General features: G+C 62.4%; 12 protein-coding genes. 9 read left to right on the top strand and 3 right to left on the bottom strand.

From position 1 onward, the window contains the following. Positions 1 to 71 precede the first annotated feature (71 nt). From AB5Y94_RS04765 to AB5Y94_RS04755, 3 genes are all read left to right on the top strand, one after another. Complete coding sequence (locus AB5Y94_RS04765; protein WP_005300205.1) at positions 72 to 1358, top strand: citrate synthase; 1287 nt, start codon at positions 72 to 74, stop codon at positions 1356 to 1358. A 93-nt stretch (positions 1359 to 1451) separates the two neighbouring features. Continuing rightward, the gene (locus AB5Y94_RS04760) at positions 1452 to 1778 is read left to right on the top strand and encodes a DUF4377 domain-containing protein (protein ID WP_005300200.1); all 327 of its coding nucleotides are present in this window, start codon (positions 1452 to 1454) and stop codon (positions 1776 to 1778) included. A 112-nt stretch (positions 1779 to 1890) separates the two neighbouring features. Next, positions 1891 to 2385, top strand: coding sequence for a GNAT family N-acetyltransferase (locus AB5Y94_RS04755; protein ID WP_368205073.1), 495 nt, complete (start codon positions 1891 to 1893; stop codon positions 2383 to 2385). 59 nt (positions 2386 to 2444) lie between these two features. Here the strand turns inward: AB5Y94_RS04755 and fabB are convergent, their stop codons facing one another. Next, complete coding sequence (gene fabB / locus AB5Y94_RS04750; RefSeq protein WP_054545032.1) at positions 2445 to 3656, bottom strand: beta-ketoacyl-ACP synthase I; 1212 nt, start codon at positions 3654 to 3656, stop codon at positions 2445 to 2447. 90 nt (positions 3657 to 3746) lie between these two features. On the opposite strand from fabB, the gene mnmC reads away from it, so the two are divergent. Next, positions 3747 to 5759, top strand: a complete 2013-nt coding sequence (gene mnmC, locus AB5Y94_RS04745; protein ID WP_368205072.1) for a bifunctional tRNA (5-methylaminomethyl-2-thiouridine)(34)-methyltransferase MnmD/FAD-dependent 5-carboxymethylaminomethyl-2-thiouridine(34) oxidoreductase MnmC — start codon at positions 3747 to 3749, stop codon at positions 5757 to 5759. A 90-nt stretch (positions 5760 to 5849) separates the two neighbouring features. On the opposite strand, the gene AB5Y94_RS04740 is transcribed toward mnmC, so the two are convergent. Beyond that, a complete protein-coding gene (locus AB5Y94_RS04740; protein WP_368205070.1) occupies positions 5850 to 6449 on the bottom strand; it encodes a DUF922 domain-containing Zn-dependent protease in 600 nt (199 codons plus the stop codon). Positions 6450 to 6784: 335 nt separating this feature from the next. Between AB5Y94_RS04740 and dcuC the strand changes: the two genes are divergently transcribed. The 5 genes from dcuC (at position 6785) to AB5Y94_RS04715 (ending at position 13227) form a co-directional block, all read left to right on the top strand. Further along, the gene (dcuC, locus tag AB5Y94_RS04735) at positions 6785 to 8137 is read left to right on the top strand and encodes an anaerobic C4-dicarboxylate transporter DcuC (protein ID WP_017787160.1); all 1353 of its coding nucleotides are present in this window, start codon (positions 6785 to 6787) and stop codon (positions 8135 to 8137) included. A 129-nt stretch (positions 8138 to 8266) separates the two neighbouring features. Next, positions 8267 to 9925, top strand: a complete 1659-nt coding sequence (locus AB5Y94_RS04730; RefSeq protein WP_368205068.1) for a bifunctional UDP-sugar hydrolase/5'-nucleotidase — start codon at positions 8267 to 8269, stop codon at positions 9923 to 9925. 197 nt (positions 9926 to 10122) lie between these two features. After that, entirely contained in the window at positions 10123 to 11766 is a 1644-nt protein-coding gene (locus tag AB5Y94_RS04725; RefSeq protein WP_368205066.1) for a hypothetical protein, read from the top strand. Between the two features lie 142 nt (positions 11767 to 11908). After that, positions 11909 to 12412 carry a M48 family metallopeptidase gene (locus AB5Y94_RS04720; protein WP_005300181.1) on the top strand — a complete coding sequence of 168 codons (504 nt, stop codon included), beginning with the start codon at positions 11909 to 11911 and terminating at the stop codon, positions 12410 to 12412. A 26-nt stretch (positions 12413 to 12438) separates the two neighbouring features. Then, entirely contained in the window at positions 12439 to 13227 is a 789-nt protein-coding gene (locus tag AB5Y94_RS04715) for a DUF2927 domain-containing protein (RefSeq protein ID WP_017787157.1), read from the top strand. 229 nt (positions 13228 to 13456) lie between these two features. On the opposite strand, the gene AB5Y94_RS04710 is transcribed toward AB5Y94_RS04715, so the two are convergent. After that, complete coding sequence (locus AB5Y94_RS04710) at positions 13457 to 13705, bottom strand: DinI family protein (protein ID WP_117404324.1); 249 nt, start codon at positions 13703 to 13705, stop codon at positions 13457 to 13459. Positions 13706 to 13893 lie beyond the last annotated feature (188 nt).

The following is a 13893-nucleotide window of genomic DNA, read 5'->3' as shown; positions in this document are numbered from 1 at the left end:
TTGCCAGCGTCATCAAACTCGTAATAAAGTAGAGCTGGAATCAAATTATAAAAGAGCAAAGGAGACGTGCTATGGCTGATAAGATAGCCACCCTACATCTGCCCGGCAAAGACCCGGTAGAACTCCCGATCCTGTCAGGAACTGTCGGACCTGACGTGATCGATGTCAGAAAGCTGGGCGCGCAAGGGTACTTCACCTTCGACCCCGGCTTTATGGCCACCGGTTCTTGCAAATCATCCATCACTTACATAGATGGCGATCAGGGTGTCTTGCTGCACCGTGGTTACCCCATCGCCCAGTTGGCCACCCAGGCCAGCTACCTCGAAGTCTGCTATATCCTGCTGTACGGCGAGGCGCCCACCAAGGCGCAATACACGGAATTCGAACGTCTGGTCACCCGCCACACCATGGTGCATGAGCAGATCGCCTTCTTCTTCCGCGGCTTCCGCCGCGACGCTCACCCCATGGCCGTCATGTGCGGCGTGGTCAGCGCGCTTTCCGCCTTCTATCACGATGCCCTCGACATCAACAACGAAGAGCACCGCGAGATCTGCGCCTTCCGTCTGCTCTCCAAGATGCCGACCCTGGCCGCCATGTGCTACAAGTACTCCATCGGCCAGCCGTTCATGCAGCCGCGCAACGCCCTCTCCTATGCCGGCAACTTCCTGCACATGATGTTTGGCGTGCCGACCGAAGAGTACAAGGTCAACCCCATCGTCGAACGCGCCATGGACCGCATCTTTACCCTGCATGCGGATCACGAGCAGAATGCCTCCACCTCCACCGTGCGTCTGGCCGGCTCCTCCGGTGCCAACCCGTTCGCCTGTATCGCCGCGGGGATCGCCTCCCTGTGGGGACCGGCCCACGGCGGTGCCAACGAAGCCTGCCTCAAGATGCTCGAGGAGATCGGCTCAGTGGATCGTATCCCCGAGTACATCGCCAAGGCCAAGGACAAGAACGATCCGTTCCGTCTGATGGGCTTCGGTCACCGGGTCTACAAGAACCACGACCCCCGTGCCACCGTGATGCGCGAAACCTGTCACGAGGTACTGACCGAGCTGCAGATCAAGGATCCGCTGCTGGACGTGGCCATGGAGCTGGAACGCATCGCGCTGTCCGACCCCTACTTCATCGAGAAGAAGCTCTACCCGAACGTGGACTTCTACTCCGGCATCATCATGAAGGCCATTGGCATCCCCATGTCCATGTTCACCGTGATCTTCGCCATCTCTCGTACCATCGGCTGGATTGCCCACTGGAACGAAATGCACTCGGATCCGGATCAGAAGATTGGCCGTCCGCGCCAGCTCTACACCGGTCAGCCGCAGCGCGAGTTCACCCCGCTCGACCAGCGTTGAGTCACGGGTTTCGGATATTTTGTTACAAAGGCGGTCATTGACCGCCTTTTCATTTGCCGCTCTAATGCCCCCCTTTTAGCCAAGGAGTCCATCATGAGACCATTATTCATCAGCGCCGGCGCCGCCCTGCTGCTCAGCGCCTGCCAGAGCGCCCCTGCCCCGACCGCCGGCGAGACCCTCTACGTCAACAGTCAGCTGGTGCACTGCGTCGGTGTCGGCCCCATGCAGTGCATGCAGGTGCGCAGCGACGAGCAGCAGCCCTGGACCCTGTTTTATCAGCAGATCGAAGGCTTCCAGTTTGAGCCCGGCTACCGCTACCAGCTGAGCGTCAGCAAGGAGCAGCTCACCGATGTGCCGGCAGATGCCCCTTCCCTGCGCTACCAGCTCATCAAGGTCGTCAGCAAACAGGCGGCGCGCTGATCAAAAAAGGCATCATTTGAAGATGCCTGTTCAGTTGGTGACCCGCTTCTGGTAGGCTGGCTGACGCATTCACTATTTAATCAGCGTTTTCGGGCAGCCATGCCCTGTCATTATGATCAAGATCCGCACGACCCGGGCCAACGACTGGCCCGCCATCATGGCCATTCAGGACGAGTGTTATCACCAGCTGGATCCTGAACCCATCGACGTCATGAGCAACAAGGCCGAACTGGCGCCCGACTGCTGCTGGGTCGCCGAATATCAGGGCCAAGTACTGGGTTACCTGCTCTGCCACCCCTGGCGCGCCCACCAGCCACCGCCCCTCTCCGTGTCCATGCAGCGCCTGGCCGGCAACGACGAGTTCTATCTGCACGATCTTGCCGTCTCCAGACAGGCTCGCGGCAAGGGGATCGGCCAGCGGCTGCTCGCCACCGCCCTCGCGTTTGCCACCGACGAAGGGTTCGAGCACGCCGGTCTGGTGGCGGTACAGGATGCGCCAGCCTTCTGGCGCAAGCAGGGGTTCAAGCCTGCCAGCACCCAGAAATCCCTGGCCAAATATGGCGAGGGCGCCACCTACATGCGACTGCCGCTGCAGGCGCGGGCTTGACGAACACCCAATAAAAAAGGCGCCTTGCGGCGCCTTTTTTGCAACTCATGACGGGCTCATCAAGCCTTGTACTTGCTGAACACCAGGGAGGCGTTGGTACCGCCAAAGCCGAAGCTGTTGGACATGACGGTGTTGAGCTCGGCCTCTTCGTACTCGCGCACGATGGGCAGACCTTCAGCCTTCTCGTCCAGGGTCTCGATGTTGATGCTGGGGGCGATGAAGCCGTGTTCCATCATCAGCAGGGAGTAGACAGCCTCGTGCACGCCGGCGGCGCCCAGCGCATGGCCGGTCATCGCCTTGGTGGCAGAGATCTTGGGACCGTTGGCACCAAACAGGGTCTGGATAGCTTCCAGCTCTTTGGTATCACCGACCGGGGTGGAGGTGCCGTGGGTGTTGATGTAGTCAACCTTGCCAACACCTTGCATCGCCATCTTCATGCAGCGCACCGCGCCTTCACCGCTCGGGGCGACCATGTCGTAACCGTCGGAAGTGGCGCCATAGCCGGTCAGTTCGGCATAGATGTGAGCACCACGAGCCAGCGCGTGCTCCAGCTCTTCGATCACCAGAATGCCGCCGCCACCGGAGATGACGAAACCATCGCGGTTCGCATCATAGGTACGGGACGCCTTTTCCGGCGTGTCGTTGTATTTGGTAGACAGCGCGCCCATGGCGTCAAACTGGATGGTAGAAGACCAGTCCAGCTCTTCACCGCCACCAGCGAAGACCACATCCTGTTTGCCAAGCTGGATCAGCTCCATGGCGTGACCGATGCAGTGAGCGGAGGTCGCGCAGGCGGAGCTGATGGAGTAGTTCACGCCCTTGATCTGGAACGGGGTCGCCAGGCAAGCAGAGGTGGTGGAGGACATGGTGCGCGGCACCATGTAGGGACCCACACGCTTGACCCCTTTCTCGCGAGCGATGTCCACAGATTCCGAGGTGTTCTTGCCGGAAGCACCACCCGAACCGACCACCAGGCCGGTACGCTCGTTGGAGACCTGGTCTTCCGCCAGGCCGGCATCTTCAATGGCCTGCTGCATGGAGAGGTAGGCGTAGGCCGCGGCGTCACCCATGAAACGCATGACTTTACGGTCGATCAGTTCAGACGGATCGAGTTTGATGTTACCCCAGACACGGCTGCGCAGGTTGTGCTGCTCGAACTGCTCGGAATAGGTGATGCCAGATTTGCCTGCTTTCAGGGAGGCCAGCACTTCTTCCTTGTTGTTGCCGATACTGGAGATGACGCCGATACCGGTGATCACTGCTCTTCTCATTAATTCATCTCGTCTGGAAAAACTGGCACCGAGTCTACCCGCTTTCGGCTGCCAAACTGGTCTGCTTTCACGTAGAATGCCCGCGATTTTGTGACGCGAGCCGAGGAAAACGTGAGTCAAACATCCTTACATCATGCCCGATTGGACTGGAATGAAGCGGGAACTCCAGTCTCCAGTGAGTTCGGGGATGTGTACTTTTCCAATGATAACGGTCTAAGTGAAACCCGCTACGTCTTTTTGCAGCAAAATCGGCTGCCAGCGCGATTTTCGCACCACGATAGTGACATTTTCGTGATAGGTGAGACAGGTTTCGGCACAGGTCTTAACTTTCTGGCGACAATGGCCGCCTTTCTGGAACAGGCGCCCCAAACCGGCAACGGTTCCCGACTGCACTTCATCAGTTTCGAAAAGTACCCGCTAACTCAGGCCGATCTGCGCAAGGCGCTGGCGGCCTGGCCCGAGCTTGCCCACCTGAGCCAGGATCTGATTGCCCAGTGGCCGCTGCCGGTCTGCGGCTGCCATCGCCTCATCTTTGCCGGCGGCCGCATCCGGCTCGATCTCTGGCTTGGCGACATCAAGGAGATGCTGCCCCAGGTGCCCCACCCGGCAACGGGGCTGGTGGATGCCTGGTATCTGGATGGCTTCTCGCCGGCCAAGAACCCCGAGATGTGGACCCAGGATCTGTTCGACGGACTGGCCCGTCTCGCCCGCCCCCAGGCGACCATCGCCACCTTTACCTGCGCCGGCTTCGTGCGCCGCGGCCTGATTGCCGCCGGCTTTGCCATGCAGAAAGTGAAGGGCCACGGCAGCAAGCGGGAGATGCTGGCGGGCGAGCGCGCAGACAAGCTGCCGCAGCAGACCATAGCCCCCTGCTATGCCCGTCCGGCCGGGCGGGCGGGAGAAGTGCTGATCATTGGCGGTGGCATCGCCTCGGCCATGACGGCGCTCTCGCTGGTGGAGCGGGGCCGCAAGGTCACCCTCTTGTGCCAGGATGACGAGCCGGCCGGCGGCGCCTCCGGCAATCGCCAGGGAGCGCTCTATCCACTGCTCAACGGTGAGCACGATGCCCTGTCGCGCTTCTATTCGCTGGCCTTCGGCTTTGCCAGAAGCCGACTGCTGGCCCTGGCCGAGCGCCACCCCGTCGCCTTTTCCCTATGTGGCGTCACCCAGCTCGGTTATGACGACAAGTCCGCCGCTAAGCTGACCAAGATGGCGCAAGGCCCCTTCCCGCCCGAACTGATGCAGGTGCTTTCCGAGCCAGAGGTCGAGCAGGTGGTCGGCCTCCCTTGCGGCCACGGCGGCGTCAGCTATCCGCAGGGGGGCTGGCTCTGCCCGGCCGATCTCACCCGCGCCGCCATCCGGGAGGCGCAGGCCGGCGGACTGCTTGAGGTACTCTTCAATACCCGGGTCGCTACCGTGACCGAACAGGCGGATGGCTGGCAAGTTGAAAGCTGTGACGGTCGCCGCTGGCAGAGCCCCACCCTGGTGGTGGCCGCCGGACACCAGTTGCCGGCGCTCATCCCCTTTGCCGAGTTGCCGCTCTATCCGGTGCGCGGCCAGGTGAGCCATGTGCCCACCTCCGCCAGCCTGAGCCAGCTCAATACCGTGCTCTGCTACGATGGCTACCTCACACCGGCCCACCACGATCACCACTGCATCGGCGCCAGCTATGGCCGCAACCAGACCGACCTCGCGTTTCGCGCCGACGAGCAGGCCCAGAACCAGGCGCGACTGCAGGCCTGCCTGCCGCAACAGCGCTGGCCTGCCGAGGTGGACGTGAGCGGCAACCAGGCCCGGGTAGGCGTGCGCAGTGCCAGCCGGGATCATCTGCCGGTGGCGGGGCCGGTCGCCAGACTGGCGGCGCTGGCGGATCACAATCTGAAGGCGCCCGTTGATCAGCAGAGTCCATTGCCCCTCTACCCCGGTCTCTATGTGCTGGGGGCGCTCGGCTCACGGGGTCTGTGCTCGGCCCCCCTTTGCGGCGAGCTGCTCGCCAGCGAGATCTGCGGCGATCCGCTGCCGCTGGCCGCCGATCTGCTGGAGGCGCTCCATCCGGCCCGCTACTGGGTACGCAAGCTGCTCAAGGGCAAGCCGTTGCAGTAAGCCTCAGATGCTCAGCTCAAGTGCTCGGCAAGGCGCAACAACAAAACGGGCTCCCCAAGGGAGCCCGTTTTTCATGGATGGTATGTGGCGTCAGATGCCCTTAGGCCAGTTAAGCCCCAGCTTGCGGCCATGGTCGGTCTGCTGCTGCAACTGGGCAAAACGCTGGCGCAAGCTGGCCAGTCCACCCTGCCCGCGCTGCCAGGCCTGATACTGCAGGGCGGCGCAGTCACGCTCCACCGGCAGCTGGGCCAGCTGGATGCCAAGCTGGCTCACGCTCTCCAGCAAGATGTCCTTGTGGCGGCTCTCGTAATCGAACATGGCGGCCACCAGCTTGTCCCACTTCTGGCGCTCGGCAACAGAGGCCTTGGCCTTGTCCATCCAGTTCGGCACCATCACCTTGATGCGGGTGGTGACTTTGACCTGCTCCAGCTCGCAGCGCTGTACCCCGGGGCTGGTCTGCAACTGCCAGGAGAGTTGGTAACTGGCCATGCCGATGTGGCCATTGGCCCGGGCTGTGCCCGCATTGGTCATCTGGCGGGCCAGGCTCGCCACATCCGGCCCGGAAACCCGATAAAACTGGAAGTCTACCTTGATGTCAGGCACCGCCTTGATGCCGGTGTAATGGGAACTCTCGGCCCCTGCTGTGGCGGCGAACAACATCAGTGCCACCATGAAAAGTTTGCTGACCATTCCCATCTCTGCTGCCTTGACCTCGTTGCTGGCGGGGTTGTTATTTTAATTAATAATCAACGCATTAATATTCAAAGCAGGAGATTAACCGCGATCCCCGCGACTGTCACCTACTCCCGTCACAAAGCCTAAGTGTCAGCTTGACAAGTCGCAACCCCGCGCCCGTATTGATTTGCAAGCGAGATCACAAGTGATGCGCTACATCATGGTGGGTTACCCCTTATTGGATAATAATCGCCGAGTTTTATGTCGATGCATTTCGGGATTGGCCAGATTAACCTCCAAGTTGACGCCAATAATGCATCCACTCCCATTCGTACTCAGGAACTCACTCTATGATGGAACTCCTTATTGGTACCCTGGTCACTCTTGCCGTGGGCCGCTACATCTTCAAGGGCTACTCGGCCACCGGGGTGCTGCTCAGCGGCGGCCTGCTGCTGCTGGCGATCACCGCCCTGATGGGCAAGGCGGTGCTGCCCGCCAGCGTCACCTCCACCGGGCACGTGGCCACCGACGTGTTCGAATACGTGCGCTTCCTGCTGGTGGACCGGGGCGGCGGCCTTGGCATGCTGATCATGGTGCTGTGCGGCTTCGCCGGCTACATGAGCCACATAGGGGCCAACACCATTTTGGTGAAGCTTGCGAGCAAGCCGCTCGGCGTCATCAAGTCCCCCTATATCCTGCTGGTAGCCGCCTACCTGGTGGCCTGCGCCATGTCGCTGGCGGTAAGCTCCGCCACCGGCCTTGGCGTGCTCTTGATGGCCACCCTGTTCCCGCTGATGGTCAACATGGGGATCTCCCGCGGCGCCGCGGCGGCGGTGTGCGCCTCGCCGGCCGCCATCATCCTGGCCCCCACCTCGGGGGACGTGGTGATGGCCGCCCAGGCCGCCAACATGGAGCTCATCGAGTTTGCCTTCAAGCTGACCCTGCCTATCTCGCTGGTGGCCATCGCCGCCATGGCGGTGACCCACTTCTTCTGGCAACGCTATCTGGATCAGAAGGCCGGCGAGCACAACGCCGCCGTCGCCCCGAGCGATCTCATCACCGACGCGCCCAGCTTCTACGCCATCCTGCCCTTCACCCCCATCATCGGGGTGCTGCTGTTTGACGGCAAACTGGGGCCCAAGCTCGACATCGTCACCATCATCGTCATCTGCCTGGTGCTGGCCGCCCTGCTGGAGCTGGTACGCAAGCGCAACGGCAAAGAGCTGCTGGACGGGCTGCAGGTGTGCTGGCGCAGCATGGCCGATGCCTTCGCCGGCGTGGTGATGCTGCTGGTGGGAGCCGGGGTGTTTGCCCAGGGGCTGATGGGGCTCGGCTTCATCGCCAACCTACTGGATCTGGCCCAGAGCTTTGGCACCGGCGGCATCGTCATCATGCTGGTGCTGGTGGTCATCACCACCCTGGCTGCCTTTACCACGGGCTCCGGCAACGCCCCCTTCTACGCCTTCGTGGAGCTCATTCCCCATCTGGCCACCAGCCTCGGCGTCAACCCGGCCTATCTGGTGATCCCCATGCTGCAGGCCTCCAACCTCGGCCGCACCATCTCGCCGGTCTCCGGGGTGGTGGTCGCCTGTGCGGGGATGGGCAATCTCTCTCCGTTCGAGGTGGTTAAACGTACCTCGCTGCCGGTGGCCGTCGGCCTGCTGGTGGTGATCCTCGCCACCCAGATCATGGTGCCCGCCTGACGTGGTCGGGGCTCCCTGAGCGGATGCCCCGCCTCTCCCCGCTCTACCAGCCCGGCCTGCCGCCGGGCTGGTATCTTCCCCCGCCATTGGAGTAGACTCGGTGCTCTTTTTTCTCTAAGGAGGACCGAGATGAGTATTACGGTTCAACTTGCCCATTTCAGTGACTGCCACTCCCATTTCGACGGCGCCCCCATGCGCTTCGCCCCCGCAGGCGAGTCCGAGTGGCGCACCCAGTGCGGCGGCTATGCCCGTATCCTGACCCGGCTCAACGCCCTGCGACGGCAGGCGGACGAGGCGGGCCAGCCCTGCCTGTTTCTGCACGGTGGCGACACCTTCCAGGGTTCGCTCTATTTCAACCGCTTCAAGGGGCGGGCCAACGCCGATCTGCTGAGCCTGCTGCGACCGGACGCCATGGTGATCGGCAATCACGAATTCGATCTGGGCAACGGTCCTCTGGTGGAGTTTTTGCGCCAGCTCGATTTTCCGGTGCTGGCCGCCAACCTCGACAGCAGCCAGGAGCCGGCCGATACCCCACTCCCCTTGCGCGGCCTGCCCAATCTGCACGATGCCAGCCGCCCCTGGCAGCGGCGCCAGCTCGGCGGCGTGCCCTTCGCCCTGCTCGGCATCACCTTGCCGCAGATGGCCACCATCGCCAACCCGGATGGCCACACCCACTTTCACGGCATCGAGCAGACCCTGCAAACCGCGCTGGCAGAGATCAAGGCCGCCGGCATCCAGCACATCATCCTGCTCAGCCACCTGGGGCTCGAGCAGGACAAACGGCTGGCCGAGCGTTTCCCCGAGCTCAGCCTCATCATCGGTGGCCACACCCACAGCCTGCTGGGGGAGCTGGCACCGCTCGGGCTCGACAGCGAAGGCAGCTACCCGCTGATGGTGAACGGGGTGGCCGTCCTGCACGCCGCCCACAGCGCCCTCTGCCTCGGGGTGTGCGAGCTGACCTTTGACGAGCGCGGCCGGGTAGCGCGCAGCCGCGGCCAGCTGGAGTGGCTGCCCTGGCAGCCCTGGCCCTTTGCCGGCAATCCGCCGGCCGGGCTCACCTTCTGCGACCCCGATCCCGAACTGGAACAGCATCTGGCCAGGCGCTACCGGCCCGAGCTGGAGACCATGACCCAGCGCATCGTGACCCGCCTTGACGAGCCGCTGCACCACCAGCGGCTGCCCGATGCCAACCTGCCGACCGGCAGCCAGGTCGCCCCCCTGGTGGCGAGCGCCATGCTGGCCAGCGCCCGCGAGCAGGTCGGTCAGGTGGACTTTGCCCTGCACAACGCCGGCGGGGTGCGCTGCTCCCTCGAACCCGGGCCGCTCAGCGAAGCGGACATCGCCGGTCGCCTGCTGCCCTTCGCCATTCCGCTCACCCTCTATCGGGTGCACGGTCATGAATTGGCCGAAGCACTGGAGGGGGCCATCGACAACGCCACCAACAACGGCGTGACGGGCAATGGCAGCGGCAGCTTCCCCTACACCGCCGGAGTGCGCTTCTGTTATCAGGCGGATCAGCCCAAGGGGCGCCGGATCACCCGGCTGGAGTGGGAGCGTGCGCCTGATGAGTGGCAAGCGGTCGACGCCGACGCCATCTATCGGGGGGTCTCCAGCGCCTACACCGCCTCCGGCAAGGAGGGCTACACAGCGCTGGCCCGCACCCTGACCCAGCACAATCAGGAGCTCGGCATCACCCTGGCGGATGCCTTCATCCGCTGGGCCCGCTATCTGCCGGCGCTCACCGCCATGCCGGCGCGGGTGGAGTATCAGGGGCCGACCGCCGGCTGATCCCCCGCCAGCCGGGGCGAAAGCCGGACTCGGCTTCGCCCTTTGTCCCCGTACGCCATAAAACGTGCCGCTTTCTTGTCGTAAAGCGGCACTTTTGCAAATTATTTCAAGCACATTCCCCTGGCCCATTGCATCGTGTGGTCAGGCTCGGCAAGATAGGCCCGCTTTCGAGACTTCCCAGCAGGAACAGGTCACCCATGAATCATGCCATCCGTTTTACTCCTCCTCGCGTCAATCCGGGCCTGCGGCCGCTGGTGATCCTGCTCACCGGTTTGCTGGCCTTGCTGTTCTCCCTGCGCAACCCGCTGTTCCACGGCATGGCGCCGGGCTTCGACGCCTCGCTGTTTGCCGTGATGGGCAAGATGTGGAGCGAGGGGGGCGTGCTCTATCGGGACATGATCGACATCAAGGGCCCCATGATCTTCGCCCTCGACGCCTTCGGCTACGGCCTCGGCGGCTTCTTCGGGATCTGGTTGCTGGAATGGGCGCTCTGCTGGCTGGGGCTGATGGCCAGCTGGCAGGCCTTCGGCCAGCTCGGCCTCTCATTGCGGGCCCGGCTCGGCAGCATGCTGGCGGTACTGGCGCTCTACGGCACCCGCTACTACTACGGCAACATGACCGAGGACTGGACCTTCCATCTCGCCCTCATCGCCCAGTGGGCCTTCATCACCATGCTGCTGGACAAGCGCTGCAGCTGGGGACCGGCGCTGGTGGCCGCGCTCACCTTTGCCATCGTCGCCTGGATGCGCACCAACAACGGCGCCTTCTGGGGTGCCTGGTATCTGGTGCTGTTCTGCCACTGGTGCCTGCGCGAGCAGTGGCGCTGCGCCCTCTCCCTGCTCTGCTCCAGCCTGCTGGGGCTGGCGCTCGTCGGCGGTCCGCTGCTGGCCTATTTCCAGCACCACAACCTGCTGGCCGAATTCAAATACTACGCCTTCGACATCTTCTTCGAGGGGAGCTACGGCAACGGCTTCTCGCCGGATGTGGGCAGCGTCGGCCTGCTGCGTACCGGCCTCATCATGCTGCTGCCCGCCTTCATCGTGCTGATGATGAGCCGGCGTCAGGAGTGGTACCTGCCGGTGCTGTGCGCCACCCTGTTTGGGGTCATCTTCACCCTGATCGCCAACTCGGTCTCCGGCCACGTGTTCGATCACTACGACGTGCTCTATCTGCAGCTGGCCCTGCTGCCGCTGGCCTGCCTGCTGGATCGCAGCGAGCAGCAAGCCGATGCCCTCGGTCTGCTCTGCATCTCGCTGGTGGTGCTGACCGCCAGCTGGCTGCTGGCCCAGCAGCTGGGCTACGGCTGGAGCACCAAGGAGTGGTCACTGGAACGGGTACGTGAAGTGCTCGGCAACAGCCTGCTGTGGGCACTGCCGGTGCTCATTCTGGTGCCCCTGTGGCGCGCCTGGGATGTGCGCAGTGCCACCCCCTGGCTCGCTTCGCTGGCCATGCTGGCCCTGCTGCTCAACAACGCCTGGGAAGGCAGCCAGAAAGGCCGGCCCTTCAACCCGCCGGCCCAGGTACGGGTCGACCGGATCCTGGCCGAGACCACCCCTGCCGACAAGATCTGGGTGGATGGCATCCAGCCGCAATATTACCTCTGGACCGATCGCCAGCCGGCCTCCGCCTACCTCTTCTTCGCCAACGTCAACCCGCCCTATGACGTGCGTGAGCGGGTGCTGGCCGACCTCAAACGCCAGAGCCCCAAGTTCATCATCGCCAAGCCGGATCGGGTGGCCGATGAGCTCAAGAAGCCGAGCTCCCCCTCCAGTCTCGCCTTCTATCAATATCTGGTGAGCCAGTATGAAGAGGTGGATCCGGGTCTCTATCGCAGACGCTGAGCCCCCCCTTGAGCTAACAGGGCCGTCATCCCGCGATGACGGCCCTTTTCATTGCGGTGAGGCAGGCCCGGCCCGAAACGGTAGGCAAGCGGCGACGCGCTGACTACAATGGCGCTCTTTTGATGTATTGAGTAATGCAGACATGGCGGAACTGACCTATCTCGGTGGCTACCCCGAGCCCCTCAAGGCCCAGGTGCAACAGCTGATCGCGGCGGGCAAGCTCGGGGAGGTGCTGGCCAGGCGCTATCCTGAGACCCACCTCATCCAGAGCGACAAGGCGCTGCTCGCCTACACCATGGAGCTGAAAAACCGCTACCTGAAAAGCTCGGCGCCGCTTTCCAAGGTGATCTTCGACGGCAAGATCAACGTGATCAAGGATGCCCTCGGTCTGCACACCTATGTGAGCCGGGTGCAAGGCAGCAAGCTCAAGGCCAAGAACGAGATCCGCATCGCCGCCCTGTTCAAGGAGGCCCACCCGGCCTTCCTGAAGATGATCGTGGTGCACGAGCTGGCCCACCTGAAAGAGAAGGATCACAACAAGAGCTTCTATCAGCTCTGTCAGCATATGGAGCCGGACTATCATCAACTGGAGTTTGATCTGAGGCTCTGGCTCACCTGGCGCGATCTCGAGCGTGCCGCACGCTGACCCATCGCAGGTTTCAAGGAGGAGACATGATCCCGTTGCGCCGACCACTTGCCCGCTGGTTGATGGCGGCACTCTTGCTGAGCCCTTCCCTCTCGGCGGCCGAACGCTGGCAGAGCGATGCCTATCTCACCGCAAGCTTCTTTGAGATCGCCATGAAGCGGGAGTATGGCCACGAACAGAACGTGCGCTTCTCGCGCTGGGAGCAGCCCATCCGGCTCAAGCTGGTCAACGAGTTTGGCGACAAGGCGCTGCAAAGCGAGGTGGTCAGGGTGCAGAGCCAGCATCTGGCCGGCATCATAGGCCGCCCCATCGCCCTGGTCAGCGAGCGACCCAACATCACCCTGATCATGACCGAGCGCGCCAAGATGGCGAGCTGGGCCCAGCGCACCATGGGGCAGGATGCCTCCGTCAAGACGGCGCTCAAGGAGGGGCTCTGCATGGCCAACTTCACCACCAATACCCGCCGCGAGATGGCCCGCGCCACCATCATCATTCCGGTGGATTACAGCCGGGCCAAGGGGCGCTTCCTCGACTGCGTGGTGGAGGAGCTCACTCAGGTGATGGGGCTGCCCAACGATTCGGACAAGGTGTTTCCCTCCATCTTCAACGACAACAGTATCGACAGTTTTCCGACCGGGCTCGATTACGTGCTGCTCAAGCTCGCCTATCACCCGGCCCTGCAGGCCGGCATGACGGCCAGCGAAGTGCGCGCCGCCCTGCCCATCGCCCTCAAGGCACTGCGGACCAGCGGTGACATTGCCCAGGCCGATCAGCGGGTACAGGTCAACAGCCTCAAACGCTGGGCCGGGCTCTAACACTTGCTGCCAGTTCTGAGTTCTGAGTTTTGAGTTTTGAGTTTTGAGTTTTGAGTTTTGAGTTTTGAGTTTTGAGTTTTGAGTTTTGAGTTTTGAGTTTTGAGTTTTGAGGATTAAGGATTAAGGGCAGAGAGCACGACAAGCACGGGCTCCATCCCGCGAAAACAAAAAACGCAGCCATGGCTGCGTTTTTTCTGTCTATCCAATTTTCATATGCTCGACGCCTGGCTCAGGAGGCTGCACTCTCCGGCATCCAGCTATCGGCGTTCTCCCACACCTCCTGCACCATGGCTTCCGCCAGCTCCTTATCCTCCTTGCTGGCCCGGCTGACGGTCAACGCCATGGCACTGCCAGGGGCGACGCGAACATGCAGGTCGGGGAACTTCTCGCCCAGCTGCTTGAGCAGCTCCTGGCGCAGCGCCTCCATGGTCGAGGTGGGCACCTGATGTTTCTTGTCGATGATGATTTCCAGACGCATAGGATACTTCTCCATGATTTTTACTGTATTTTTATACAGTAAAAATCAAAAGTAAAGAGGGCGCCAGCGGCTGACCAAAAACTCTTTCCTGCAAGACCTTCTCCCCTGATGCAATTGGCTGTCTATTCAAGCGGTCAACCGAGCAAACGGCGCAACGCGGCAACTTCATTCTCCTCGCTCAACCCTGA

Source organism: Aeromonas sp. s5, assembly GCF_040907865.1.
Lineage (GTDB): Bacteria > Pseudomonadota > Gammaproteobacteria > Enterobacterales > Aeromonadaceae > Aeromonas > Aeromonas dhakensis.
The sequence above is the reverse complement of the archived record's forward strand: the minus strand, read 5'-3'. Positions and strand labels throughout refer to the sequence as shown.

Excerpts from the sequence above, each read along its gene's own strand:
- AB5Y94_RS04765 (WP_005300205.1), top strand. The coding sequence starts at position 72 with ATGGCTGATAAGATAGCCACCCTACATCTGCCCGGCAAAGACCCGGTA.
- AB5Y94_RS04760 (WP_005300200.1), top strand. The coding sequence starts at position 1,452 with ATGAGACCATTATTCATCAGCGCCGGCGCCGCCCTGCTGCTCAGCGCC.
- AB5Y94_RS04755 (WP_368205073.1), top strand. The coding sequence starts at position 1,891 with ATGATCAAGATCCGCACGACCCGGGCCAACGACTGGCCCGCCATCATG.
- fabB (WP_054545032.1), bottom strand. The coding sequence starts at position 3,656 with ATGAGAAGAGCAGTGATCACCGGTATCGGCGTCATCTCCAGTATCGGC.
- AB5Y94_RS04740 (WP_368205070.1), bottom strand. The coding sequence starts at position 6,449 with ATGGTCAGCAAACTTTTCATGGTGGCACTGATGTTGTTCGCCGCCACA.
- dcuC (WP_017787160.1), top strand. The coding sequence starts at position 6,785 with ATGATGGAACTCCTTATTGGTACCCTGGTCACTCTTGCCGTGGGCCGC.
- AB5Y94_RS04730 (WP_368205068.1), top strand. The coding sequence starts at position 8,267 with ATGAGTATTACGGTTCAACTTGCCCATTTCAGTGACTGCCACTCCCAT.
- AB5Y94_RS04725 (WP_368205066.1), top strand. The coding sequence starts at position 10,123 with ATGAATCATGCCATCCGTTTTACTCCTCCTCGCGTCAATCCGGGCCTG.
- AB5Y94_RS04720 (WP_005300181.1), top strand. The coding sequence starts at position 11,909 with ATGGCGGAACTGACCTATCTCGGTGGCTACCCCGAGCCCCTCAAGGCC.
- AB5Y94_RS04715 (WP_017787157.1), top strand. The coding sequence starts at position 12,439 with ATGATCCCGTTGCGCCGACCACTTGCCCGCTGGTTGATGGCGGCACTC.
- AB5Y94_RS04710 (WP_117404324.1), bottom strand. The coding sequence starts at position 13,705 with ATGCGTCTGGAAATCATCATCGACAAGAAACATCAGGTGCCCACCTCG.